General features: G+C 72.0%; 29 protein-coding genes. 12 read left to right on the forward strand and 17 right to left on the reverse strand.

Going from position 1 to position 23791, the window contains the following annotated elements:
* Positions 1 to 100: 100 nt before the first annotated feature.
* Entirely contained in the window at positions 101 to 805 is a 705-nt protein-coding gene (locus tag MUY14_RS28335) for a FadR/GntR family transcriptional regulator (RefSeq protein WP_247013622.1), read from the reverse strand.
* A gap of 75 nt (positions 806 to 880) precedes the next feature.
* On the opposite strand from MUY14_RS28335, the gene MUY14_RS28340 reads away from it, so the two are divergent.
* The gene (locus tag MUY14_RS28340) at positions 881 to 1756 is read left to right on the forward strand and encodes a carbon-nitrogen hydrolase family protein (RefSeq protein WP_247013625.1); all 876 of its coding nucleotides are present in this window, start codon (positions 881 to 883) and stop codon (positions 1754 to 1756) included.
* Complete coding sequence (locus tag MUY14_RS28345) at positions 1753 to 3078, forward strand: APC family permease (protein ID WP_247013627.1); 1326 nt, start codon at positions 1753 to 1755, stop codon at positions 3076 to 3078. The genes MUY14_RS28340 and MUY14_RS28345 overlap by 4 nt, the downstream gene beginning before the upstream one ends.
* Position 3079: 1 nt before the next feature.
* Here MUY14_RS28345 and MUY14_RS28350 read toward each other — a convergent pair whose 3' ends face one another.
* Complete coding sequence (locus MUY14_RS28350; RefSeq protein WP_247013629.1) at positions 3080 to 3457, reverse strand: hypothetical protein; 378 nt, start codon at positions 3455 to 3457, stop codon at positions 3080 to 3082.
* A 44-nt stretch (positions 3458 to 3501) separates the two neighbouring features.
* Positions 3502 to 4254 (reverse strand): acyltransferase, encoded by a 753-nt coding sequence (locus MUY14_RS28355; protein WP_247013631.1) that lies wholly within the window; start codon positions 4252 to 4254, stop codon positions 3502 to 3504.
* 53 nt (positions 4255 to 4307) lie between these two features.
* On the opposite strand from MUY14_RS28355, the gene MUY14_RS28360 reads away from it, so the two are divergent.
* Genes MUY14_RS28360 through MUY14_RS28370 form a run of 3 tightly spaced genes read left to right on the forward strand, consistent with a single transcriptional unit; the run spans position 4308 to position 7261 of the window.
* Positions 4308 to 5270, forward strand: coding sequence for a nucleoside hydrolase (locus MUY14_RS28360; protein WP_247013633.1), 963 nt, complete (start codon positions 4308 to 4310; stop codon positions 5268 to 5270).
* Positions 5271 to 5287: 17 nt separating this feature from the next.
* A complete protein-coding gene (locus tag MUY14_RS28365) occupies positions 5288 to 6406 on the forward strand; it encodes a bifunctional lysozyme/C40 family peptidase (protein ID WP_247025272.1) in 1119 nt (372 codons plus the stop codon).
* Positions 6407 to 6418: 12 nt separating this feature from the next.
* The gene (locus MUY14_RS28370) at positions 6419 to 7261 is read left to right on the forward strand and encodes an alpha/beta fold hydrolase (RefSeq protein WP_247013635.1); all 843 of its coding nucleotides are present in this window, start codon (positions 6419 to 6421) and stop codon (positions 7259 to 7261) included.
* A 113-nt stretch (positions 7262 to 7374) separates the two neighbouring features.
* On the opposite strand, the gene MUY14_RS28375 is transcribed toward MUY14_RS28370, so the two are convergent.
* The gene (locus MUY14_RS28375) at positions 7375 to 7740 is read right to left on the reverse strand and encodes a VOC family protein (protein ID WP_247013637.1); all 366 of its coding nucleotides are present in this window, start codon (positions 7738 to 7740) and stop codon (positions 7375 to 7377) included.
* Positions 7741 to 7799: 59 nt separating this feature from the next.
* Here MUY14_RS28375 and MUY14_RS28380 point away from each other — a divergent pair, with 59 nt between their 5' ends.
* The gene (locus MUY14_RS28380; RefSeq protein ID WP_247013639.1) at positions 7800 to 8429 is read left to right on the forward strand and encodes a winged helix-turn-helix transcriptional regulator; all 630 of its coding nucleotides are present in this window, start codon (positions 7800 to 7802) and stop codon (positions 8427 to 8429) included.
* Here the strand turns inward: MUY14_RS28380 and MUY14_RS28385 are convergent.
* Positions 8406 to 9563 (reverse strand): MFS transporter, encoded by a 1158-nt coding sequence (locus MUY14_RS28385; protein WP_247013641.1) that lies wholly within the window; start codon positions 9561 to 9563, stop codon positions 8406 to 8408. The genes MUY14_RS28380 and MUY14_RS28385 overlap by 24 nt on opposite strands.
* Positions 9564 to 9603: 40 nt before the next feature.
* On the opposite strand from MUY14_RS28385, the gene MUY14_RS28390 reads away from it, so the two are divergent.
* The 3 genes from MUY14_RS28390 to MUY14_RS28400 are packed head-to-tail and all read left to right on the forward strand — an operon-like array spanning position 9604 to position 12082.
* Positions 9604 to 10032: a MarR family winged helix-turn-helix transcriptional regulator gene (locus MUY14_RS28390; protein ID WP_247013643.1), complete on the forward strand. Its 429-nt coding sequence runs from the start codon at positions 9604 to 9606 to the stop codon at positions 10030 to 10032.
* Positions 10033 to 10073: 41 nt separating this feature from the next.
* The gene (locus tag MUY14_RS28395) at positions 10074 to 10646 is read left to right on the forward strand and encodes a PadR family transcriptional regulator (RefSeq protein WP_247013645.1); all 573 of its coding nucleotides are present in this window, start codon (positions 10074 to 10076) and stop codon (positions 10644 to 10646) included.
* 11 nt (positions 10647 to 10657) lie between these two features.
* Positions 10658 to 12082, forward strand: a complete 1425-nt coding sequence (locus MUY14_RS28400; protein WP_247013647.1) for an FAD-dependent monooxygenase — start codon at positions 10658 to 10660, stop codon at positions 12080 to 12082.
* Between the two features lie 8 nt (positions 12083 to 12090).
* Here the strand turns inward: MUY14_RS28400 and MUY14_RS28405 are convergent, their stop codons facing one another.
* Positions 12091 to 12609, reverse strand: a complete 519-nt coding sequence (locus tag MUY14_RS28405) for a GNAT family N-acetyltransferase (protein ID WP_247013649.1) — start codon at positions 12607 to 12609, stop codon at positions 12091 to 12093.
* Between the two features lie 9 nt (positions 12610 to 12618).
* Positions 12619 to 13548 (reverse strand): TetR/AcrR family transcriptional regulator C-terminal domain-containing protein, encoded by a 930-nt coding sequence (locus MUY14_RS28410; RefSeq protein ID WP_247025273.1) that lies wholly within the window; start codon positions 13546 to 13548, stop codon positions 12619 to 12621.
* A 110-nt stretch (positions 13549 to 13658) separates the two neighbouring features.
* Between MUY14_RS28410 and MUY14_RS28415 the strand changes: the two genes are divergently transcribed.
* Entirely contained in the window at positions 13659 to 14369 is a 711-nt protein-coding gene (locus MUY14_RS28415; protein WP_247013651.1) for a DUF2306 domain-containing protein, read from the forward strand.
* Positions 14370 to 14650: 281 nt separating this feature from the next.
* Here MUY14_RS28415 and MUY14_RS28420 read toward each other — a convergent pair whose 3' ends face one another.
* The 7 genes from MUY14_RS28420 to MUY14_RS28450 form a co-directional block, all read right to left on the reverse strand.
* Positions 14651 to 15493 (reverse strand): LysR family transcriptional regulator, encoded by an 843-nt coding sequence (locus MUY14_RS28420; protein WP_247025275.1) that lies wholly within the window; start codon positions 15491 to 15493, stop codon positions 14651 to 14653.
* 1 nt (position 15494) lies between these two features.
* Positions 15495 to 15875: a DUF427 domain-containing protein gene (locus MUY14_RS28425; protein WP_247013653.1), complete on the reverse strand. Its 381-nt coding sequence runs from the start codon at positions 15873 to 15875 to the stop codon at positions 15495 to 15497.
* Between the two features lie 62 nt (positions 15876 to 15937).
* Entirely contained in the window at positions 15938 to 16702 is a 765-nt protein-coding gene (locus MUY14_RS28430; protein WP_247013655.1) for an HAD family acid phosphatase, read from the reverse strand.
* A 37-nt stretch (positions 16703 to 16739) separates the two neighbouring features.
* Positions 16740 to 17906, reverse strand: coding sequence for a THUMP-like domain-containing protein (locus MUY14_RS28435; RefSeq protein WP_247013656.1), 1167 nt, complete (start codon positions 17904 to 17906; stop codon positions 16740 to 16742).
* Position 17907: 1 nt separating this feature from the next.
* A complete protein-coding gene (locus MUY14_RS28440) occupies positions 17908 to 18873 on the reverse strand; it encodes a class I SAM-dependent methyltransferase (protein ID WP_247013658.1) in 966 nt (321 codons plus the stop codon).
* Positions 18874 to 18877: 4 nt separating this feature from the next.
* Positions 18878 to 19657, reverse strand: coding sequence for an enoyl-CoA hydratase/isomerase family protein (locus MUY14_RS28445; RefSeq protein WP_247013660.1), 780 nt, complete (start codon positions 19655 to 19657; stop codon positions 18878 to 18880).
* Positions 19658 to 19712: 55 nt separating this feature from the next.
* A complete protein-coding gene (locus tag MUY14_RS28450; protein ID WP_247013662.1) occupies positions 19713 to 20534 on the reverse strand; it encodes an ABC transporter ATP-binding protein in 822 nt (273 codons plus the stop codon).
* A gap of 341 nt (positions 20535 to 20875) precedes the next feature.
* Between MUY14_RS28450 and MUY14_RS28455 the strand changes: the two genes are divergently transcribed.
* Both MUY14_RS28455 and MUY14_RS28460 read left to right on the forward strand, forming a co-directional pair.
* The gene (locus MUY14_RS28455; RefSeq protein ID WP_247013664.1) at positions 20876 to 21421 is read left to right on the forward strand and encodes a cysteine dioxygenase family protein; all 546 of its coding nucleotides are present in this window, start codon (positions 20876 to 20878) and stop codon (positions 21419 to 21421) included.
* Positions 21418 to 21813, forward strand: coding sequence for a rhodanese-like domain-containing protein (locus MUY14_RS28460; protein ID WP_247013665.1), 396 nt, complete (start codon positions 21418 to 21420; stop codon positions 21811 to 21813). The genes MUY14_RS28455 and MUY14_RS28460 overlap by 4 nt, the downstream gene beginning before the upstream one ends.
* Here the strand turns inward: MUY14_RS28460 and MUY14_RS28465 are convergent.
* From MUY14_RS28465 to MUY14_RS28475, 3 genes are all read right to left on the reverse strand, one after another.
* The gene (locus MUY14_RS28465; RefSeq protein WP_247013668.1) at positions 21810 to 22796 is read right to left on the reverse strand and encodes an LLM class F420-dependent oxidoreductase; all 987 of its coding nucleotides are present in this window, start codon (positions 22794 to 22796) and stop codon (positions 21810 to 21812) included. The two genes, MUY14_RS28460 and MUY14_RS28465, sit on opposite strands and share 4 nt — an antisense overlap.
* A gap of 63 nt (positions 22797 to 22859) precedes the next feature.
* On the reverse strand, positions 22860 to 23456 hold the full coding sequence (locus MUY14_RS28470; RefSeq protein ID WP_247013670.1) for a putative T7SS-secreted protein: 597 nt from the start codon (positions 23454 to 23456) through the stop codon (positions 22860 to 22862).
* A gap of 19 nt (positions 23457 to 23475) precedes the next feature.
* On the reverse strand, positions 23476 to 23781 hold the full coding sequence (locus MUY14_RS28475; RefSeq protein ID WP_247013672.1) for a hypothetical protein: 306 nt from the start codon (positions 23779 to 23781) through the stop codon (positions 23476 to 23478).
* Positions 23782 to 23791: the final 10 nt, after the last annotated feature.

Here is a 23791-nt window from a genome sequence, read left to right on the forward strand (position 1 = left end):
CCGCCGCCGGATCCCTCCGGCGGGCAGCCGGGCCGTGGGCGGAATTCGACCAAGCCGCGTGGCACCGAAGCCGTGGTCGATTCGTGGCGACGGCCGCAGGTCAGCCGAGGCCGACGAACATCGTGCGGTGGAGGCCGCCCACGTGCTTCCTCGTCACTCGGGCCGCCGCGTTCGGGTCGCCCGCCGAAAGGGCCTTCACCAGGCTCGCGTGCTCGCGGTTCGACTCGCGCAGCTTCTCCATCGGGTACGGCAGGTAAAAGCGGTACAGCTCCGCCAGCACCGTCTCGTACTGAACGACCGCCGCGGCCGGGCCGGGGGCGGCCACCGTTCGGTGGAACTCCGCGTCCAGCTCGTGGAACTCCGCCCAGTCCGGCACCGTGTCCATCCGGGCGACCAACGCACGGAGGCGCACCAGGTCCGGCGGGCGTTTCGCCGCGAATTGGACCAGGCCCGACTCCAGCACCAGGCGGTGGTCGATCAGCTCCCGGACCTCGCCCGCCGACTCGCGGTAGGCGCCGACCTCGCTCACCCGGGACGCCGGTGGGTGCTCGGCGACCAGCGTTCCGCCGGCTCGGCCGCGGCGGCGTTCGATCAGGCCGTCCTCGGCCAGGGACTCCAGGGCCCGGCGGACGGTGATCTCCGCGACCCCGAGGGCTCGCGCGATTTCGCCGTTCGGCGGCAACCGCTCCCCCGGCTTCAGCAAGCCGAGTTCTACGGCGAGGGCGATCCGGGCGCGGACCGTGTCGAGGGCGGACAGCCGCCGGATTCCGGTCAGCGCGGGGGCGCTCAGGTCTGCCGTCGCCATGAAACGACCGTACCGCACAAACTGCTCATCTTGAGCACTCTTGTTTAACTGTTCAAGATGGACTATTTTTCGTCCATGCCGCGACCACTGCCGATCGCCCTGGTGCAAGCGCCGCCCCGGCCGGCCGGGGGCGCCGGGTTCGCCGGTGAGGTCGAGGACGTCGTTCGCCGATTTCCGGACACGCGCCTGGCCGCTTTCCCCGAGCTGCACCTCTGCGGCGTCGACGGCGAGGGCGACGACCGCACGGCCCAGCTGCGGGCCGCCGCCGAGCCGCTGCGGGGACGACGAACCCAAGAGCTCGCCGAACTGGCTGGTGACCTGGGGATCTGGCTCGCGCCGGGCACCGTTTGCGAAAAAGGTGACCACGGCGAGCTCTTCAACACCGCCCTCGTCTTCTCCCCGCGAGGCGAGCTGGCCGGCTGGTACCGCAAGGTCTTCCCGTGGCGGCCGTACGAGCCGTACGACCCCGGCGACCGGTTCGTCGTCGCCGATCTGGCCGACGCCGGCCGCGTCGGGTTCTCCATCTGCTACGACGCCTGGTTCCCCGAAGTGACCCGGCACCTCGCCTGGATGGGCGCCGAGGTCGTGCTCAACCCGGTGCAGACGACGACCCGGGATCGCGCGCAGGAGCTCGTGCTGGCCCGGGCGAACGCCATCGTCAACCAGGTCTTCGTCGCCAGCGTGAACACGGCCGGCCCGATCGGGATGGGCGAGAGCCTGCTCGTCGGGCCCGAAGGGGACGTCCTCGCCGCGTTGCCGGGAAACGACCACGGCGTCCTCGCCCACACGATCGACCTCGACGAGGTGGCGCGCGTTCGCCGGGAAGGCACCGCGGGCACCAACCGCGTGTGGGCGCAGTTCACGCCGGACGACGCGCCCCTGGACCTGCCGCTCTACCGGGGCCGGATCGAGCCGGACCGCTGGCGCCCACGAGAAGGAGACGACCGATGACCTCCACGGCCGCGGCCCCCGCCGCGCTGCAGCGCCGGCTCGGGCTGCCCGGTGTCGTCCTGTTCGGGCTCGCCTACATGGCGCCGCTGATCGTGCTCGGCACCTTCGGGATCGTCGCGACGACGACCGAGGGCACCGTCCCCTCCGCGTACCTGCTGGCGCTGGTCGCCATGCTGTTCACGGCCGCGAGCTACGGGAAGATGGCCGCCACGCACCCGGTCGCCGGGTCCGCCTACACCTATGTCCGGAAATCGGTCGACGCGCGCGCCGGCTTCCTGGTCGGGTGGGCGGTGCTGCTCGACTACTTCTTCCTGCCGATGGTGATCTGGCTGATCGGCGGCGCCTACCTCTCCGCCGAGTTCCCCTCGGTGCCGAATTGGCTCTGGTTGATCACATTTATCGCGTTGACGACCATCCTCAACGTCCTGGGCATCCAGATCGCGGAGAAGGCCAACTTCGTCCTCATGGCCTTCCAGCTGCTGGTGATCGGGTTCTTCGTCGTTCTTTCGGTCAAACAGGTCCTGCACGTCGACGGCTCGCTCGCGAGCACGCAGCCGTTCTTCCACCCCGGCGCCACGCTGGGCACGATCTCCGGCGGCGCCGCGCTCGCGACGTACTCGTTCCTCGGGTTCGACGCCGTGACGACGTTGACCGAAGAGACCACCGAGCCGCGCAAGACGATTCCGCGGGCCATCCTGCTGACCGCGCTGATCGGCGGCGGCATCTTCATCGTGCTGGCCTACTTCACCCAGCTCGCGCACCCGGGCAGCACGTTCACCGACGAGTCGTCCGCCGCGTTCGAAATCGCGACGACCATCGGCGGCAACCTGTTCGCGTCGTTCTTCCTCGCCGGACTCGTCGTGGCCCAGTTCGCCTCCGGCATCGCCGCGCAGGCGAGCGCGTCGCGGCTGATGTTCGCCATGGGGCGGGACGGCGTGCTGCCGCGGGTCTTCGGGAAGCTGCAGCCGCGGTTCGCGACGCCGGTGTTCGGGATCGTCCTCACCGGACTGGTCGGGCTGGTCGCGCTGTCGCTGGACGTCAGCACGTCGACGTCGTTCATCAACTTCGGCGCGTTCACCGCGTTCACGTTCGTCAACGTCAGCGTGCTGGCGACGTGGCTGCGCGACCGCGCCGGGAAACGCGTGCTGACCTGGGTGGTCTTCCCGGTGATCGGCGCCGTGGTCGATTTGTGGCTACTGGTCAACCTCGACGGCATCGCGCTGGTCTTCGGCCTGGTCTGGCTGGCGATCGGCATCGTCGTCCTGGCCGCGATCACCCGCGGCTTCCGGCGGCCGCCGCCGGAGATGACGTTCGAGGAGTGACTCAGCCGCCCGGGCAGTCGTTGCCGCCGCCGCTGCGCTCGACGCAGTGGCGCGGTCCCGGCGGTGGCGGCGGGGCGTGCCGGACGTCGTCGGCCCAGGCGAGCACCGCGACCGCTGCCGCCACGGTCAGGCAGATGCCGAAGAACCACGTCCAGCCGCGGCGGCGCGTGGTCGCGGACACGACCACGCCCACGAGCGGCAGCCCGGCGCCGAGCACCGCCGCCCAGGTCAGGTAGCCGCCGGCGCCGTGGCCCGCCTCGCCGAACACCGGGATGCTCGCCAGGAAGCCCAGCAGCACCAGGAACGGGACGACGAGCAGCAGCCCCACGGCACACAACGCCAGCACGACCGTGGCCCACGCGGTCCGGATCTCTCCCACCGGACCAGTCTGTCCGGAAAAGCGACGAACCCGCTTGAGTAGATCTACTGCTCGAGAGTCTTCTGCAGGGCCTTGTTCGCCTTCCGCGCCATGTCGGCGACGGCCTCACGACGAGCCGCGTCGGCCGTGTAGTCCTCTTCGCGGTTACGCACCACACGCGCCGGCGCGCCGACCGCGATCGAGTAGTCCGGGATGTCGCCGCGGACGACCGCGTGCGCGCCCAAGACGCTGCCGCGGCCGATGCGGGTGCCCTTCAGGACGCTGACCTTCGTGCCGAGCCACGTGTCCGGGCCGATGCGCACCGGCGACTTCACGATGCCCTGGTCCTTGATCGGGACGTGGATGTCCGAGATGACGTGGTCGAAGTCACAGATGTACACCCAGTCGGCGACCAGCGTGGCCGCGCCGAGCTCGATGTCGAGGTAGCAGTTGATGACGTTCTGGCGGCCGAACACCGACTTGTCGCCGATCCGCAGCGAACCCTCGTGGCAGCGGATGGCGTTGCCGTCGCCGATGTGGACCCAGCGTCCGATCTCCAGGCGCCCGTAGCCGGGGCGGCAGTGGATCTCGACGTTCTTCCCGAGGAAGAGCATCCCGCGCAGGATGATGTGCGGGTTGGCGACCCGGAACTTGAGCAGCCGGTAGTACCGGACGAGGTACCAAGGCGTGTACGCGCGGTTGCGCAGCACCCAGCGCAGCGAGTCGGCGGTCAGGAACTTCGCCTGCCGCGGGTCCTGCCGGGCGCGGCGCCAGGCCCGCACCCGCGACAGCGCGGGTGCACCCCACATCGACGTCATGCCCGTGACCGTAACCTGTGTACGGGACGGGTTCACAGGCAAGGGGAGCGTGGATGGGCACGAAGCTGATCATCGACACCGACCCGGGCGTCGACGACGCGCTGGCGATCGCGCTGGCGGCGCTGTCACCGGACGTCGACCTGCTGGGCGTGACGTCGGTGTTCGGCAACGTCCCCCTGGACCGCACGACGTCGAACGCGCGCCGGCTGCTGGAGCTGTTCGGCCGCGCGGACGTGCCCGTGGCCGCCGGGTCGGCGCGCCCGCTCGTGTACTCCAAGCCGCGCGACGCGAAGGAAGTCCACGGCGGCGACGGCCTGTCGGGCCACTCCTACACGCTGCCCGAGGCGAGCCGTCCGCTCGAAGAGCGCGACGCCGTCAGCCTGATGCTCGACCTGCTCGAAGCCGCCGGCGAGCCGGTGACCATCGCCCCGATCGGGCCGCTGACGAACATCGCCGCGCTGCTCGCGGCCCACCCGGGCGCGGCGGCGAAGATCGCGCGGCTGGTGATCATGGGCGGCGGGGTGACGTTCGGCAACAGCACGACCGCCGCCGAGTTCAACATCTGGAGCGACCCGGAATCGGCGCGGCGGGTGCTCGTCGAGGAGGACGTGCCGGTGGTGCTGGTCCCGCTCGACCTGACCCACCGCTGCGCCGTCGACGCCGAATGGCTGGCGAAGCTCGCGGCGTCGGGCCCGGTCGGCGCCACCCTCGAAGGCCTCACCTCGACCTACCGGCAGCACTACACGCGCGTGTTCGGCGAGGACCGGATGGTCATGCACGACGCCGTCGCGGTCGCCGAAGCGATCTCGCGGGGGATCCTGCGCACCGAGACCTACCGCGTCGACGTCGACTGCGGGCTCGGCCCGGCGCGCGGACAGACCCTCGTCGACCGGCGGCGGCTCGGCGAAGACGACCCGCAGTTCTCCCCCGGCCGCCCGATCGAGGTCGCGGTGGACACCGACCTCGACGGCCTGCGCGGCTTCGTCCTCGACCGGCTGACCGGGGCCGCGCGGTGAGCGACGAGCCCGAGATCGTGCCCGAGGAGACGCCCGAGCCCCGTCGCCGGAAGACCGCGGTCGTGGTCGCCGCGGTGGTCGTGGTCGCCGCCGCGCTGGTGGTCGGCGTGCAGTTCGCGCCGAAGCAGCAGGAGACGACGAACGCGGCCGCGACGGTCACGCCCCCGCCGTCTGTCGTGAAAACGACCACGCCGCCGCGGACGTCCGCGCCGCCGAAGGTGCCGGAGGCGAGCGAGTTCGACGCGTGGGCGTCCAAGACCAGCCAATGGCTCGACATCCCGCTGCGCGCGATGGTCGGCTACGCGAAGGCGACGACGAAGCTCGCCAAGGACGTCCCCGGCTGCCACCTGTCCTGGGTGACGCTGGCCGCGGTCGGAAAAGTGACCACGGACCACGGCCGGGCGCAGGGCGGGCAGTTCGGCACCACCGGCGTGCTGGACAAGGCGCTCGGCACCATCGAGGTGCGCGACTTCTACAACAAGGTCGTCTCGACGGCGAACGCCGCCGGGCCGCTGCAGCTGGCGCCGTCGATCTGGGGCAAGTACCAGGCGAGCTACGCGGGCGGGAAGCCCGATGTCCAGAACATCGACGACGCCGCGTTGACCACCGGGCGCGCGCTCTGCGCCGACGGCCACGACCTGTCCCAGGGCCAGGTGTGGTGGGACTCGGTCAGCACGCTGCAGGCGGCGCCGCTGTTCCTGCACCGCACGCTGGCCACGGTCAACGTCTACGGCACGGTCGGCCAGGGCGCGTCGGCGCCGAACGCGGCGGTGCTGAGCGCGGTGAACTTCGCCATCGACAAGATCGGCCTCCCCTACATCTGGGGCGGCAACGGCACCGGCGGCAACGACCCGGGCTTCGACTGCTCGGGCCTGACGACGGCGGCGTACGCGAGCGCGGGGGTCAAGCTGATGCGCACGGCCGACACGCAGTTCCGCAGCGTGCCGCACGTGACCGACCCGCAGCTGGGCGACCTGATCTTCTACGGCGAGCCGGCGACGAAGATCCACCACGTCGGGCTCTACATCGGCAACCAGCAGATGATCGACGCCCCGCAGACGGGCCAGGCGGTCCAGGTCCACTCGTACCGCAAGGACGGCGACGACTACGCGGGAGCCGGCCGCCCGACGGCCTGACGGGTGGTGGCGATGCAGTCGTTCCGGACTCCCGAGGGCGTCACGCTCGGGGTCGAGCACTTCGGCGACGCGGCGGCGCCCCTCGTGCTGCTCGCGGGCGGCACGACGATGTTGTCCTGGCCCGACGCGCTGTGCGAGGCGCTCGCTCGGGGTGGACGCCATGTCGTCCGCTACGACCTGCGTGACTCGGGCGGGTCGACCACTGCCGATCCCGAAGCACCGGCGTACACGCTGCGTGACCTGGCCGCGGACGCCGCCGCGCTCGCCCGTGGGCTCGACGGACGGCCTGCGCACCTGGCGGGCTTCGGCGTCGGCGGGATGGTCGCCCAGGTCGCCGCGCTCGACCACCCGGACGCGTTCTCGGCGCTGACTCTCATCGGGACGCGGCCGGTCGCGCCGGGCCCGGTCGACGACGATCTTCCCGACCACGACGGGCCGACGATGAAGCGGCGGTTCGCGCTTCCGATGCCCGACTGGTCCGACCGTGCGGCGGTGGCGGAGTTCGCCGCCGCCGGGGCGGCAGTGCTCGGCGACGACCCCGGTGTCGCGCGGGCGACCGCCGAGCGGATCTTCGACCGGACGCCGGGGACGGCGGCTGCCGTCCAGGCGGCCAACCAGCTGGGCATGGTGTTCTCCCGGCTGGACTGCACGCCGCGCTGGCGGGAGCGGCTGCCGGGGCTCGCGGTGCCGACGCTCGTGGTGCACGGACGGCACGACCGGTTCTTCCCGGTCGGCAACGGCGAGGCGCTCGCGCGCGAGATTCCCGACGCGCGGTTGCTGGTGCTCGAGGAGGCCGCGATCGCGATCCCGGACGCGGCTGCCGACGAGGTGGCCGCGGCGATGCTCGCGCTCTGAGCGCCGGGCACGGTCAGCCCAGGCGGCCACGATGCGTCAGCCCCGCCGACAACGGGATTCGGTGGGGGTAGCCAGGCATGGACGTCACCCACCCTGCGGCTGGGCTTTGAAGCTCAAGCCGGGCCGGCCAAGCCCACCAAGTTGCCCTGCGGGTCGGTGAACTGGGCGACCACCAGGTCGCGGCCCGGCGCGCGGGCCGGGCCCAGGCGGCGGGTGCCGCCGAGGCGCTCGGCTTCCGCCAGTGCCGCCGCGACATCCGGGACGCCCACGTAGAACACCACGTGGCTTTCGTACCCCGCGCCGCCGCCGACGCCGCCCGGGATGGTTCCGGATTCCACGAAGCCGTAGCCGGGTTCCGATACCTCGGCGGACACCGGGGCCGAGGTGTCGAATTCCCAGCCGAACAGCTCGCCGTAGTACCCGCGCAGGGTTGCCGGGTCGGTTCCGATGATCTCGAAGTGCACGACAGGTCGGCTCATACCGGCACCGTACGCCGCGATAGTTGTTAAAAACAACCTCAGAGTTGTAGTTTGAAAGCATGCCGACGAGCCGGAGCTATGGGGACGCCTGCACGATCGCCCGCGCGCTGGACGTCGTCGGGGAACGGTGGGCGCTGCTCGTCGTTCGCGAGCTTCTCTTCGGGCCGCAACGGTTTTCCGACGTCCGGCGCGCGCTGCCGGGTGCCAGCTCCAACCTCGTCACCGACCGGCTGCGGGAACTCGAAGCTCACGGCGTCGTCGCGCGGCGGAAACTGCCGCCGCCGGCCGGGTCCACCGTCTACGAGCTCACCGGCTGGGGTCGCGAGCTGGAGCCCGTCGTGCTCGCTCTCGGGGCTTGGGGCGGCGGTCTTCCGCGGCCGCCGGACGCGCACCTCGGCACGACGTCCGTGCTGCTGTTCCTCCGCGGTGGCGCGCGTCCCCGCCGCGCTGCCTGCTACCGCGTCGAACTCGACGCTCGCGTGTGGACGGTCCGCACCGAGCCGGGCCGGCTCACGGTCGAGCCCGGCGCGCCCGAAGCGCCGGACGCCACGATCCGCACCGATCCGCCGACGCTCAACGCACTGCTCGAGAATCCGTCGGACCTCGACGCCGCGATCGCGGGCGGTCTCGTGGAGGCGAGCGGCGACCGCAAAGCCGTCCGGCGGCTACTGCGCGAGCGGCTGGTGTGACCGGACCCGCAACGACGGGGCGAGGAAGACGATCCCGAACGTGACCACGACCGCCGACGACAGCGCCCAGTGCAGGCCGACGCGGGTCGCCAGTGCGCCCACCAGCACCGGCTCCACCAGGAAGCCCAGGTAGCCGCAGGCCGCGACCGCGGCGACCGCGCGGCCCGGCGCGTCCGCCTGCTTGCGGCTCGCCGCGCTCCACGCGATCGGCACGATCCCCGCCACGCCGAGCCCCACCACCGCGAAGCCGAAGACGCCCGCGACCGGCCACGGCACGGCGAGGACCACCGCGAACCCGAGCACCGCGACCGCGGCCGCCACGCGGACGAACCGGACCGGCCCCGTCCGCGCCACGACGCGGTCGGTGACCAGGCGGACGGCGATCATCGTGGCCGAGAAGGCGAAGTAGCCCAGCGAGGCCAAGGCGGGCGCCGCGCCGGTGACGTCGGCGAGGTACACCGCGCTCCAGCTGTTGACCGCGCCTTCGGCGACGAACCCGCAGAACGCGATCACCCCCAGCGGCACCAGCGCGCGGCTCGGCCACGCGAACGCCGCCTCACCCTGGCCGCGGTCGGCGCCGGCCAGGAAGCGGGTGCGGGAGGCCCACAGCGCGAGCGCGAGCAGCACCGCGCCGGCGAGCGGGAAGTGCACCGACACCGGGACATGCGCGGCCTCCATCAGTGCGTCGACGCCGGAACCGGCGAGGCCGCCGATGTTCCAGAACGCGTGGAAGCCGGCGAAGATCGGACGCCCGTAGCCCTCCTCGACGCGGGCGGCGTGCGCGTTCATCGCGACGTCTAGCAGGCTGTTGCCGACGCCGAGCACGACGAGCGCCGCGACGAACACCGGCGCCGACCAGGCGAACGCGACCAGCGGCAGCCCCGCGCACAGCACGACCGCGCCCAGCCCGACGGCCGCGCGGCTGCCGATCCGGGTCAGCAGCGCACCCGCACCCACCAGCGCGACGACCGACCCCAAGGCGAGGCCGAAGAGCCCCGTCGCGAGCGCCCCCGTGCTCAGTCCCAGCTGCTCCTGCACCGCCGGCACCCGGGCCAGCCAGGTCGCGAACGCGGCGCCGCAGACCGCGAACACGACCGAGACCCCCAGGCGGGCGCGCTTCATCTCCCCCGTCACCCCGCCACCTTACGAACGGCGGGTGTGTAAGGTCCCTGACATGACTCACCCCCAGACCGGTGACCGGCCCGGTTACCTGCTGAAACGCGCCCAGCAGGCGTTGCACCAGGTGTGCACCGACCGCTTGCGGCCGCTGGGCCTGTCGATGTCGCAGTACGCCGTGCTGCGCGCGCTCTACGACCACCCCGGCGCGTCGTCGGCCGATCTCGCGCGGATCACCTTCGTCACCCGGCAGTCGCTACGGGACGTCCTGGTCGGCCTGCGGTCGGCGGGGCTGGTGACCGTGGCCGAACAGGCGTCGACGGGCCGCGCCCGGCCGGTGGCGCTGACCGATCGGGGACGCACTCAGATGGGGGTCGCCGAAGAGGTGGTCGCGCAGGTCGAAGCCCAGATGCTCGGCGACCTGCCGTCCGATCAGCGACACCAGCTGGCCGAGCTGCTGCGGGCTTGCGTCGACAACCTGGCTTGACGAACGCCGTATAGTCGGTTCCGACTGATAGGGAGCGACTAGTGGCGCGCAAGATCCGCAACACCCTCGCCCTCGCGCTGCTCGGCCTGCTGCTGGAACGCCCGATGCACCCGTACGAAATGGCGTCCACGCTGCGCGAGCGGTACAAGGACACGAGTTTCAAGATCAACCCCGGTTCGCTCTACGACACCGTGGAGTCGCTGGCGAAGCACCGCTGGATCGAGCCGGTCGAGACGGTCCGCGAGGGCAACCGGCCCGAGCGGACCGTCTACGCGCACACCGAGCTCGGCCGCCAGGAGTTCGTCGCGTGGCTCGACGAACTCGTCCGCGAGCCGGTCGCGGAGTACCCGAAGTTCGTCGCGGCGGTGAGCTACCTCGGCGCGCTGGGCCCGGACCGCGCCGCCGACGCACTGGAGGAACGGGCGCGCCACCTGGCCGACCGCATCGAGGGCGCCGACACCGCGCTGGCCGACACGGTCGGCAAGGGCGCGCCGCGGCTGTTCATGATCGAGGTCGAGTTCGTGCGGCACGCGTGGCAGGCGGAGCTCGACTGGGCCCGCGCCACGGCCGCCGAAATCCGCGCCGGCTCGCTGCCCTGGCCCGACCACTTCTGAGGGGAAGCCCCGTGCTCGAAACCGAAGTCCTCATCGGCGGCGCCGGCCCGGCCGGCCTGCTGCTCGGCGCGGAACTCGCGCTGGCGGGCGTCCGGACCACGATCGTCGAACGCCACCCGCAACGCCCGCCGTACTGCCGCGGCTTCAACCTGAACTCGCGCTCGCTCGACCTGCTGGCCCGGCGCGGGCTGGCCGACGGGCTGGTCGCCGAAGGCCACCAGGTGCCGCACGCCCCGGTCACCGGCCTGCCCGGCCCGCTGCTGCTCGACGGCGCCGCGACCGACCACCCGTTCTCGCTGGGCATCCCGCAGACCCGCGTCGAGGAGGTCCTGGAAGCGCGGGCGCTCGAACTCGGCGCCGAGATCCTGCGCGGCCACGAGCTGCTTTCCTTCACCCAGGACGAGTCCGGCGTGACGACCGAACTCCACAATGGACTACCCGTCCGGGCGCGGTACCTGGTCGGCTGCGACGGCGGGCGCAGCACCGTGCGCAAGCAGGCCGGAATCGGCTTCCCCGGCGTGGCCGCCCGGTGGTTCGCGCTGCTCGGCGACGTCGAATGCGAGCTGCCGTACGGACCTTCCGCCGGTCCGGACGGCCGGACGGTGTTCGTCATCCCGCGGCCCGGATACGTCCGGATCATCGTCCGGGAGGACGAGCCGCCCGCGGACAAGGACACGCCGGTCACGCTGGAGTCGTTGCAGGCCCAGGTGGACGCGGTGCTCGGGCGGCACGTTCCGCTGCGCAACCCGCGCTGGCTGAGCCGGTTCGGCGACGCGGCACGGCTGGCGTCGCGCTATCGCGAAGGCCGGGTTCTGCTGGCCGGCGACGCGGCGCACATCCACCCGCCGGCGGGCGCGATCGGGGTGAACGTGGCGCTGGACGACGCGTTCAACCTCGGCTGGAAGCTGGCGGCGACGGTGCGCGGGACGGCGCCCGAGGGGCTGCTCGACACCTACCACGCCGAGCGACACGCCGCGGGGGAACGGATTCTGGCCAACACCCGGGCCCAGGTCGCGTTGGAAGAAGCGGCCGGAGAGCCGTGGGCGGACCTGATGCGCCGCGTCGCCGCGCACCCCGACGGCAACCGGGCGCTGGCCGAAATCATCACCGGGCTGGACGCACGTTACGCCGACGGCGGGCACCCGTGGCTCGGGCGGCTGGCACCGGACATCGCGTTGACGGTCTCGGGCCGACCGACGCACTTGGCGGAGTTGCTGCATTCCGGCCGGCCGGTGCTGGTGGACCTGGCCGGGGCCTTCGGCGGCTGGGCACCGGGCCTCGACGTGGTCGCGGCTTCGTCCACTTCGGACATCGGAGCGGTGCTCCTGCGGCCGGACGGGCACGTGGCCTGGGTGACGACGGGCACGGACGACACCGGGCTCGCGGAAGCCGTGCGGCAGTGGATCGGCGACGTGCCGATTCCGGCGTCGGCGTAGCACCGGGGTCAGCGCGGGCGGTCCAGCACCGCCCGCTGCTCGACCCGGCCGTCCAGGGTGAACTTGCTGTGCGGCGTGAACCCCAGCTTCGCCACCACCCGGGCCGACGCCGTGTTCACCGGTTCGTACACCGCCAGCAGCCGATCCGCCCAGCCGGCCGCGAAAGCCTTGTCCCGCACCGCCGACGTCGCTTCGGTCGCGTAACCCCGGCCCCAGCCCGAGGGGGCGATCCACCAGCCCATCTCCACCGCCGGCGCGGCCAAGCCCGACTCCGCGGCGCTGCGGCGGACCAGCGAAACCACGCCGTCGAACGAACCCGGGGACGCCGACACCGCGAACCAGCCGAAGCCGTGGGACGCCCAGTGCGCGAGCGTCGCCTGGTGCTTGCCCAGGGTGTACTCGTGGCTCCACGGCTCGCCGGTGCCGACGTACCGGACCGTCTCCGGAAGCTGGGCCAGCGCGAACAAGCCGTCGAAGCAGTCTTCGGACCACGCGCGCAGCGTGAGGCGTTCCGTGGTGATCAGCACCGGCCCACTCTAGGCGTGCTGTTCGCCCAGCAGCACGGCGATTCCGTCGAGCTGGCGGCGCAGCCCGAACTCGAACGCCTCGTCGAGGTCGACGTCCTCGACGCCGGTCATCACCTCGGCGAGCACCGGGAAGCGGCCCGAGCCCAGGTAGTCCGCGAGCAGCGTCATGTCCGCCGCGAGCCGCTGGTCGCCGGTGATGCCCGTGTCGTGCTCGGCCTGGACCTCGAACGCGTTGCTCACCGCCAGGCCGCCGACCCAGCCGTTGAGCGTCATGACGACCTGCAGCTTCACCCGCCGCCGCAGGCCGGTGCCGGCCAGCGCGCGCAGCGACCAGTCGAGCAGCCGCAGCCCCGCCGCCAGGACCGGCGGCCGGACCAGCGAATTCAGCAGGATCGGCGCGAGCCACGGGTGCCGCCGGTAGGCGCGCCACTGCGAACGGGCGGCCAGCTCGAGACGCGGCCGCCACGGCACCGGGCCCGGCTCCGGCAGCTCCGCCTCGCCGAGCGCGACGTCGGCCATCAGCCGGAGCAGCTCGTCCTTGTCGGGCACGTGCCGGTACAGCGCCATCGGCCCGACGTCCAGCTCCGCGGCCAGCCGCCGCATCGACAGCGCGGCGATCCCCTCGGCGTCGGCGAGCGCGATCGCCGCGCGCATCAGGCCGTCCCGGCCCAGCGGCGGTCTCACGGGCGTCCGGTCGGCGACGACAGTCCCGCTGCCCGGCACCGCGCGCACCCAGCCCTGCTCCCCCAGCGCGGACAGCGCTTTCGCGGCCGTCGCCATCGCGACACCCCACTCACGGACCAGCGTGCGCGTCGACGGGACGCGGTCGCCGGGCCGCAGCTCACCGGCGGAGATCCGGCGACGCAGGTCGGCCGCGATCCGCAGGTACGGCGCCGTCTCGGCCACGAACACCCCGATCCGTACTAGAACACTTGCCATCGTCACCTAGAACGGTTTCAGGGTACTCCCCCAATGTCCCCAAGAAGGATTGCCGCTTCCTGGCCCTGTTCATACGGTGCGGATACAGCGTCAAGAAACAGGGGGATCCCATGAGCACGACTCAGACCGCGACGAGCATCGGTGGAGCCAAGCGGGCGACGCCGTGGTGGCGCCGCCCGTGGGTGTTCCCGCTGGGGCTGCTCGTCACGGTGTTCCTGGTGTACTCGCTGCCGCCGTACCTGGGGCTGAACCCCGCGGAGTCCCGGATCCCGGCGCCGACCGGCTGGTACTACCCGGTGCTGGTGACGCACATCGGGTTCGCGACGATCGCGATGGTGACGTGCGCGCTGCAGATCTGGCCGTGGCTGCGGCAGAAGCACCCGGTGGTGCACCGCCGCACCGGCCGCGTGTACGTGTTCGCCGGCGCGATCCCGGCGTCGATCGCGGGGCTCGCGATCGCGCTCGCGGCCCCGTTCGGCCCGGTCGGCGCCGTGTCGAACGTCCTGCTCGCGACACTCTGGTTCACCTGCACGGTGCAGGGTTACCGCAGCGCGCGAGCCCGCCGGTTCGGCGACCACCGCCGGTGGATGATCCGCAGCTTCGCGCTGTGCATGTCGATCATCAGCAACCGCGTGTGGGCGATCGTCTGGGCTTCGGTGCTGCCCGGGCAGCTGGACACGACGTTCGGCGGCAGCGAACTCGCGATGGGCCAGGCGATCGCGGGCCTGACGACGTGGACCGGCTGGGTGCTCCCGCTGCTGGCGGCCGAGTGGTGGCTGGGCCGGAGCCGGGGACGCCGCCGCGCGCCGTCCCCGGCCTGAGCCCTCTTCGGAGACGAGGTTCAGCGCACGGCACCGTTGAAGTCGAAGCGCGTCGGCGCGGCAGCGTTTTCGACGGCCGCCGTTCGCCCACAGTCGCATAGCGCCCGAACTCTCCCTCCCGCATGCACCGGTAGCCGGCGATACGCGCACCCGTCGACCGCATGAGCCGGCAGCATTTTGCGGAGTTACCGCAACCTCGGTCGCGTTTCGCCGGTGTCCAGCTCCGCATTCCCCGAGAAGGCCGTTGTTCGGCAGGATCTTCGGCGGCTACCTGGGCTGGGTCACCAGCGGGCGGCGTCCGCGAGCAGTGCGTCGCGCACCGCCGCGGGCCCTGCTCGGCAGGGCTCGGCGCGCGTGACCGCGAAGAGCGTGTTGATCGGGGGTTCCTCCGGGTCGAGCAACGCGATCAGCGAGCCCGCGGCCAGCTCCTCCGCGCACAGGTACCGCGGCAGCACGCTCACGCCGAAGCCGGCGAGCACGCACGTCAGGACGCCGCGCAGGTCCGGTACGACGACCGCGGGGCCGGGCGGTGGGCGGACGCCCAGCACCGACCGCCAGTAGCGGCGGATGATCGGGAGGTCCTCGGCGTAGGCCACCAGCGGCGCCGTGCGCGGGTCGCCCTTGAAATCGCGGGGGCCGACCAGAACGAACTCCTCGTCGGTCAGCGGGGTTGCCGCCAGGCCTCGGCGGCGGGGGCGGATCGTGGAGACGACGAGGTCGAACCGGCGTTGCGCGAGACCCGCGAGGAGGTCGTCGGCCAGGCCGAACGTCACGCGCAAGCGAAGTCCGGACGCGACCAGGCCGGTCAGCGCCGGGAGGACCCGGGTGGTGGTCAGCTCGGCGGGTCCGGCCAGGTGCACCGGGGCCGCGAACGGGTCGTCGCCGACCGCCACCGTCGCCAGTGCGTCCACGTGCGGGGTGATGCGGGCGGCCAGCTCGTCGGCGGCCGACGTCGGGGTCACGCCCCGGGCCCGGCGGACGAACAGCTGCTGCCCGAGCTCTTCCTCCAGGGCTCTGACCTGCGCGGTCACCGTCGGCTGGGACAAACCCAGCGACGGTGCCGCACCGGTCAGCGAGCCCGCGCGGTGAACCGCGAGGAAGGTGCGAAGCAGGTCGAGGTCCAGCTCAGTCCTCGACCAGCTCGATGGAGTCCACGACGTTCGGGTAGAACGCCACGTGGTCCTTGATCGCCGCGACCGCGTCGTACGGCTTCTCGTACGTCCAGATCGCGTTCTCGGCCCGCACGTCACCGACGTTCAGGCTGTAGTAGTTGCTGTCGCCCTTGTACGGGCAGTACGTCTCGTGGTCGGTCCGCTCCAGCACGCTGAAATCGACGTCCGCCCGCGGGATGTACTGCGCCGCCGGATACGTGGATTCCTGCAGCGTCAGCGCGTTGCGGCTGTCCGCAACGACGCGCCCGCCCGCCTTGACCACCACGCGGGCCCGGGTCGGCTCGACGGTGATCGGGTGGTCCGGGCCCGGGACCAGTACCTTCTTCTCCGGCATGTCCGCTCCTCGAAAAGGTCGTGTACCAGGAGCAGCACCCCGGGCCCGGCGGTTATTCCGCGTCAGGGCAGGTAGTACATCGGGTTCGGCAGCTTGACCGGGCGCAGCGCGTAGCCGCCTTCGAGGTCGCTGAACTGGTCACCGACGTTCAGCACGATCTTCGCGCCGGTCGCCTCGATGTGCGCCCGCGTGCCCGACTTGTACTGGACGGTGGTGCAGGTCAGCCCGCACGGCAGGTAGTCCGGCGCGGTCACCTTCGGCTTGAAGAACGCGCCGGCCGGGGCCGGGTAGCCCTCGTCGGCCAGGTTCTTCAGCGACTGCGGGCCCTGCAGCTCGTTGCGGCCGGTCAGGAAGTACACCTTGACGCCGTGCTGCGCGGCCCAGTTGGCCAGCTCCAGCACCGGCCGGTTGGCGACGAACGTGCCGTTGTCGATCGCCTGCTGCTGCTTGACCGGGTCGAAGCCGAAGTCGTTGTCGGCCTCCCAGCCGAAGGTGACCTCGGCGGTGTCGTCGACGTCGAGCACCACCGCCGGGTTCTTCACGCGGCCCAGCTGCTGCTGGAGAAAGCGCTTCGCGTCGGAGACGACCCGGCCGGTGTCCTTCACGAACCGGCTCGTGTCCGAGTAGTGGTGCTTGCCCGCGGCGTCGAGGTAGTCGCCGTAGTACGCCTTGACGTCGTTCTTGACCTGGCCGATGTTGGCCGGTTCCTTGGCGCGGGCGGCGGTCGCGTCGTCCGAGCCGGCGAGCGCGGTGGCTCCCGAAGCGACGGTGGCGCCGATGGCCGCGGCGGCGGCGAGCTTGACGAGACCTGACCAGTTCCGGAGCACGGGAACCTCCCACGAAGATGCGAACGACCCGGGAAACCTACGTCACGCGTTCGGCTCGGCAGACGAAAGCCGTCGGCGCGCGGCCGATCCGCGTCAAAACCACCGAAGCTTCCGCTTCGCCGCGCGGCTTCAGCCGGCGGCGCAACGCGTCCGGGTCGACGTCCAGGCCGCGGATCAGGATCTCCAGCCGCCCGACGTCGTGTCGCTTGAGGACGGCTTTGAGCGCCTTCTCGCTGTAGGGCCCCTGTTCCAGCACCCGGAACGCCCGCACGCCCGGCGGCGGGGTGTCGCCGGTGAGGTAGGCGATGCGCTCGTCCAGCTGCCACAACCCGTACCGTGCCGCGTAGTGGCGGACCAGCCCGGCCCGGACCACGGCGCCGTCGGGGTCGACGATCCACTCCCCCGGTGCCCGCGTGGGCAGTTCGTCCGGTTCGGCGTCGGTGACCGTCCACTGTGTCCCGTCCGAGCGCAGCACGGTCGCCCGGCGGGTGACGCCCTCGCCGAGTCCGCGCCAGAGGCAGGACTCGCGGACCTGGCCGTCCAGGGAGACCAGCTCGACCTCGTCGGCCCACGGCGTCAGCGCGAAGTCCAGGCCGGGCGCGCACTTGAGCGCCAGCGGACGGCCCGGGTAGGCCTCGACCAGCCCGTCGAGCGGCGGGGCGAAGTCGGCGGGCTTCCACGCGCGGCGTCCGGCGGAGTCGCGGCGGGCGGGGTCGGCGACGACGACGCCGGAGCGACTCACCGGCGCCAGCGCGTCGGCGCGCGCGAGTCCGAACGGGACACCGGCCGTCGTTCCGTTGTGCCGGGCCATTTCCAGGCGCACCGGGTCCACATCGGACCCGAGCGCGCGCCGGGCCACCCGCGCGATTTCGACAAGGTCGGCACCCACCGAGCACGTGACGTCGTGGACATCGAGGCCCGCCAGCCGCGCGGCCCGGTGCCGGGCGACCGGGGTGGCGCTCGCCTGCTGGAGCGCGTCCGAGGTGAACAGCCAGCCGTCAGCGTCCACTTTGGACACGGATTTACGCCGCAGCAGCACCGTTTCCAGGACGGCGGCCGCGTGCTCCTCGCCGACGACGCGGCGCACCTGCGCGACGGACGCGATCCGGTCGGTCAGCGGCAGCGACGAAACCTCGGCGAGCGCCGCCGTCCCCGCGCCGGAGCGCAGGTAGGCGACGTCGCCGAGGCTGAACGAATATCCCAATTCAGGACGGCCGCTTGGTCCCGGTGATCATGACGTTGTAGAACAGCTCGCGCGGCAGGACCTTCGCGAGCACCTTCTTGTCCACAGCGGACAGCCGCAGCCACAGCTTGTAGGCGAACAGCCGCCAGCGCACGGTCAGCTTCTCCGGCGGCACCGCGGCTTCGAACGTCCGGATCGGCCAGCCGGCGAGCGCCGCGGCGAACTCCTCGGTGACCGCGTGGACGTCCTGCGCGCCGGCCCCGCGGGCCCACGACTCCAGCTCCGACGGGTCGAACGTGTGGATGTCGACCACGGCTTCCAGCGCGGCCGCGCGCGAGGACTCGTCGAGCTCCTCCTGCGGGCGCCGCCAGCCGCTCAGCACCGGCAGCTTCGTCACGCGGGTGGTCAGGAACCAGGTGAACTGGCCGAGCTTGCGCGCGTAGAAGTCGCCGATCTTGGTCGGCTCGCCGGCGAAGACGAACCGGCCGCCCGGCTTGAGCACGCGCAGCACCTCGCGGAACGCCGCCTGGACGTCCGGGATGTGGTGCAGCACCGCGTGCCCGACGACGAGGTCGAACGTGTTGTCGTCGTACGGGATGCGCTCGGCGTCGGCGACCCGGCCGTCGACGTCGAGGCCGAGCTTCTCGGCGTTGCGCAGCGCGACCTGGACCATGCCGGGCGAGAGGTCGGTGACCGAGCCCTTCTTGGCCACGCCGCCCTGCATCAGGTTCAGCAGGAAGAAACCGGTGCCGCTGCCCAGTTCCATCGCGTGCTGGTAGGGCTGGCCGTCGTCGCCCGCGACGGCGTTGAACACGTCGGTGGCGTAGGAGATGCAGCGCTCGTCGTACGAGATCGACCACTTCTCGTCGTAGGTGCCGGCTTCCCAGTCGTGGTACAGCACGTTCGCGAGCTTGGGGTCGGCGTAGGCCGCCTGAACCTCTTCCGCGGTGGCGTGCGGGTTCGGGGCCGGGTCGTTCACGTCGGTCAAGGCGTCATTTCCCTTCGAAAGTGGCCTTGCCGGGCCCGTTTTCGATGAACGACTTCATGCCGTTCCGCTGGTCTTCGGTCGCCCAGAGCGCGGCGAACAGGTGCGATTCGAGCTTGAGCCCGTTCGCGAGGTCGGTGTCGAGACCGCCGTCGATGGCCGCCTTCGCCGCGCGCAGCGCCACGGCGGGGCCGCTCGCGAACTGGGCCGCCCACTTGTGCGCGGCGGCGTAGACGTCGTCGGGGGCGACGGCCTGGTCCACGATCCCCAGCCGCAGCGCCTCTTCGGCCTTGACGAACCGTCCGGTGTAGACGATGTCCTTGGTCTTGCTCGGACCGATCAGGCGCGCCAGGCGCTGGGTGCCGCCCGCGCCGGGGATGACGCCGAGCTGGATCTCCGGCTGGCCGACCTTGACGTTGTCGCCGGCGACCCGCCAGTCCGCCGTCAGCGCCAGTTCGAGGCCGCCGCCGAGGGCGTAGCCGGTGATGGCCGCGACGACCGGCTTCGGGATGTTCGCGATGAGCGCGAGGGTGCCGGTGAGGGTGGCGCCGAACTTCGCGATCTCGGGGTACGTGCGGGTGGCCATCTCCTTGATGTCCGCGCCGCCCGCGAAGGTCTTCTCGCCGCCGTAGAGGATCACCGCGCGGACGTCGTCGCGCTCGGTGGCCTCCTTCGCCAGCTCCGCGAGCTCGGCGGTGACCTGGGCGTTCAGGGCGTTGACCGGCGGCCGGTCGAGCCGGATCGTGCCGACCCCGTCCTTGACCTCCAGGGTTACGAACTCTCCCACGCCCATCCTCCTCGTTGACGAAGTGCCAGCAGGCTACCCGCCGGTAAGCGTCAGCTTAGCGACGGCGGGCGAAGAAGCGATCCCCGGAGCGCTCCAGCACGAGGTCCTGGTCGAACGTCTTCGACAGGTTTTCGCTGGTGATGACGTCGTCGACGAGGCCGGAGACCACCGCGCCGCCGTCGCGGAGGAGCAGCGCGTGGGTGAACCCCGGCGGGATCTCCTCGACGTGGTGGGTGACCAGCACGAGCGCCGGCGCGTCCGGGTCGAGGGCCAGCGTCGAGAGCCGCGCGACCAGGTCTTCGCGGCCGCCGAGGTCGAGGCCCGCCGCCGGCTCGTCGAGCAGCAGCATCTCCGGGTCGGTCATCAGCGAGCGCGCGATCAGGGCCCGCTTGCGCTCGCCCTCGGACAGCGTCCCGAAAGTGCGCTCGGCCAGGTTGCCGATGCCCATCGCTTCGAGCAGCTCGGTCGCGCGGGCGGTGTCGAGGGTGTCGTATTCCTCACGCCAGCGGCCGAGCACCGCGTAGCCGGCGCTGACCACGACGTCCTTGACCAGCTCGTCACCCGGGACGCGCTGCGCGATCGCCGCCGACGTGAAACCGATGCGCGGGCGCAGGTCGAAGATGTTGACCCGGCCGATGCGCTCGCCGAGCAGGTCGACCTCGCCGGTCGTCGGGTGCAGCTCGGCCGCGGCGAGGCGCAGGAGGGTGGTCTTGCCCGCCCCGTTCGGCCCGAGCACCACCCAGCGCTCGTCCAGTTCCACGGACCAGTCGAGGCCCTTGAGGAGGTCGTTGGTCCCCCGGCGGACGCCGACACCGGCCATCCGGACCACGAGGTCGTCAAGTTCGCTGGGCTGGATCGGCTCGCTCACGAGCCCCATTCTGTCTGTCGTCGCGCGCGCGTGCGCACCCGCCCGGGTGAGTGGGCGATCCGGCAGGTCGGAGCGTGCCCACTTCGTGGAACGCAGCATCGCGGGAGAGCAGCTCGCGCCGGAGTTGTGGCACGATCACTGGCATGTCAGCCGACGCGCCCGCCACCGGAGTCACCCGGGGTTCGTTCTGGCGCCGTCGCACCATCGACCTGCTCCTCGTCGCCTCGGCCGGGTGTACGCGGGCGCGGCTCCGCTGATCCCACGCGTCCTCTTCACGGCTTCTCGACGCGTGCGCGTGCCGCGCTGCCCCCGTGTCCCGAATCACCTTTCGCGTCCGAGGAGCACCCGCGTTGACCACTTCGATCGTCCGCCCGCCCGTCGAGATCCACCCGCAGCTGACCGACCCGCTGCTGCCCGAGCTGCTGCACCCGTCGCGGCTGCTCTGGACCCCGCGTGAGCTGGCCGACCTGACCGCCACCGTCACCACCGAGCTGACCGCGAACCTGCGGAGCATCTTGCGCTTCGACGAAGACCGGCGGTGGTGGGCCCGGCTGGCCCTCACCGACGGCGTCGAGCTGTGGCTGCTGTCGTGGCTGCCCGGCCAGCACACGAAGCCGCACGACCACGGCGGCGCGTCCGGCTCGTTCACCGTCCTGCAGGGCGAGATCGGCGAGGAGTACCGCTACCCCGGCGGCCCGATCCGGCGCCGCACGCACGTCGCGGGCCAGGGTCTCGGCTTCGGCGCCGGCCGCGCCCACCAGGTCACCGGCGCCGGCGACCAGCCCGCGGCGAGCGTCCACGCGTACTCGCCGCCGCTGGTCGCGACGCGCGAGTACACGACGCTCGCCGACGTCCCGGCGGAAATCCCGCCGCTGCCCGCTATCGTCCGGCCATGAGCGCTGTCGATTCGTTCCTCGCCGCGGCCCGGTCCGGACTGGACCGGGTGAGTCCCGCGTCCGCGCGGGAACTGCAGGAAGCAGGTGCCCTGCTGGTCGACATCCGGCCGTTCGAAAACCGCCAGGCCGAGGGCGAAATCCCGGGCGCGGTGATCGTCGAGCGGATCCACCTGGAGTGGCGCCTGGCCCCGGACAGCGAGTGGCGGCTGCCGTCGGTGACGGCGGACTCGACGGTGATCGTGCTGTGCAACGAGGGCTATTCGTCGAGTCTCGCGGCGGCCGACCTCCAGCGGCTGGGCCTGCCGAACGCGACGGACCTCGAAGGCGGTTTCCGCGCGTGGGCCGCCGCCGGCCTGCCCGTGCAGACCGGCGGCAGTCCCGCGGTGCCCTAGGCGAGCGCGGGTGCGACCTTCTCGGTGAACAGGTCGATGCCGGAGCGGTCGTACGCGGCTTCGGGGAAGTTGAAGATCGCGTAGGACATGCCGAGTTCGCCCATCGCGGCGAGCTTTTCGGTGACCTGCTCGGGCGTGCCGGTGGTCGGGCTGTTCACGAAGTTGCCGTGCCAGCGCTCGGCGGCTTCGGCCGGGGCGTACTTGTCGAGGTGCGACTTCAGCCAGGCCAGCCTGTCCTGGACGTCCTTCTCGGTCTCCCCGAGCACGACGTTGTGGTTGGCCGAGCGCACGATGGCGTCGTAGTCGGTGCCGACGTCCTTGCAGTGCTGCGCGAGGATTTCCGACTTGCGGGTGAACGTCTCCGGGTCGGCGGCGAAGTTCGTGTACTTCGCGTACTTCGCGGCGATCTTGAGCGTCTTCTTCTCGCCGCCGCCGGCGATCCACAACGGGATCCCGCCTTCCTGCGGCGGCAGCGGACGCAGGATGGCACCGTCGGTCCGGTAGTGCTTGCCGTCCAGTGTGGACGTTCCGGTCGTCCAGAGGTCGCGCATGATCTGCACGCCCTCGTCGAGCTGCCCGAGCCGCTCACCGGCGCCGGGGAAGCCGTAGCCGTAGGCCCGCCACTCGTGCTCGTACCACCCGGCGCCGATCCCCATTTCGACGCGCCCGCCGGCGATGGTGTCCGCGGTGGCGGCGACCTTCGCGAGGTACGCGGGGTTGCGGTACCCCATGCAGGTGCACATCTGCCCGAGCCGCACGGTCTCCGTCGCGGCGGCGAAGGCCGAGATCAGCGACCAGGCCTCGTGCGTGGCCTCCTCGGTGGGGACGGGCACGGTGTGGAAGTGGTCGTAGACCCAGATCGATTCGAAGGGCCCGGCCTCCGCGTGCTTCGCGAGGCCGAGCATGGTCTTCCAGTGGTCCGCGGGATCGATGCCGGCGAGGTCGAGCCGCCAGCCCTGCGGGACGAAGATTCCGAAGCGCATGCAGCCAACCTAACGCCGGGGGAAGCGGAGCGCGCAACGATTTCGGGCTGGAGCAGCTCCAGGTCAGGCCGCCGAAAGGTGGTCGAGCACGGCGTCGCAGAGCTCCTGCAGCGCGCAGCGGTACCCGGCCCGGTCGACGTCGCCGAGACGCGGGTCTTCGCGCTCGCGCTCGGCACCGGCCGGCCGCCTCTCCTGGAGGAACGGCGGCCCGCCCCGGTCACCCGCCGGTCCGGGCGGGGCCGGTACCGCGGCCGCGGCGGGTTCGGGCAGCGCCGGGCGCACCCCGTCGAGCTCTTCGGCGGCTTTCCGGCAGGCCTTCTCCGCCTGCGCGGCCGCTTCGACCCGCTGCACCTCCAGCCGGGCGAGGCCGTCGGAAGCCTGCTCGTACCGGCGCCGCTCGGCCAGCTCGGCCAGGGTGTCGGCGTAGTCCTCCAGCGCCCGCGACGCCGTCTCGTGCGCATCGGCGACCGAGCGCGCGTGCTTGGCCAGCCGGCCGCGCGTGTCCGAGAAGGTGTCGTACGCGCGGCCCGCCCAGCCTTCGGGCAGGAGGAGCCGCAGCTCGGCGTCGAGGGCGTCGAACGCGCGCGCCAGCTCCCCCAGCCGCGTGGCTTCGCCCCGGACCAGCTTGATCGTGCCCGGCGACCAGCCGGCGTCCCCCATCACGGTGCTCGCCCGCCGCTCAGCCGAGCTCGGTGCCGGTAGCGGAGCGGCCGAGGATGTCGCGGACGTTCTCGTCCTGGTGGGCGTACTGGCCCGCCGCCCGCTCCAGCCGCGCACCGAGCTCGCGCGCCTCGCCCAAGACGAGCTTCGCCGCGCGCGCGGACGCCTCCTGCAGGTCGGCGAGCGCGCGGCCGAGCAGGACGTCGCCGGCCTGCTCCGGTTTGGCCTTGTACCCCAGCTCGGACCGGCCGGTGCCGGCCGCCTGGGCGCCGATCCGGAGGCCGGCGGCCCGCAGCAGCGCGGGGTCGGCTTCGAAGCCGTTCATTCAGGTCGTC

It is taken from the genome of Amycolatopsis sp. FBCC-B4732 (assembly GCF_023008405.1).
Classification (GTDB): Bacteria; Actinomycetota; Actinomycetes; order Mycobacteriales; family Pseudonocardiaceae; genus Amycolatopsis; species Amycolatopsis pretoriensis_A.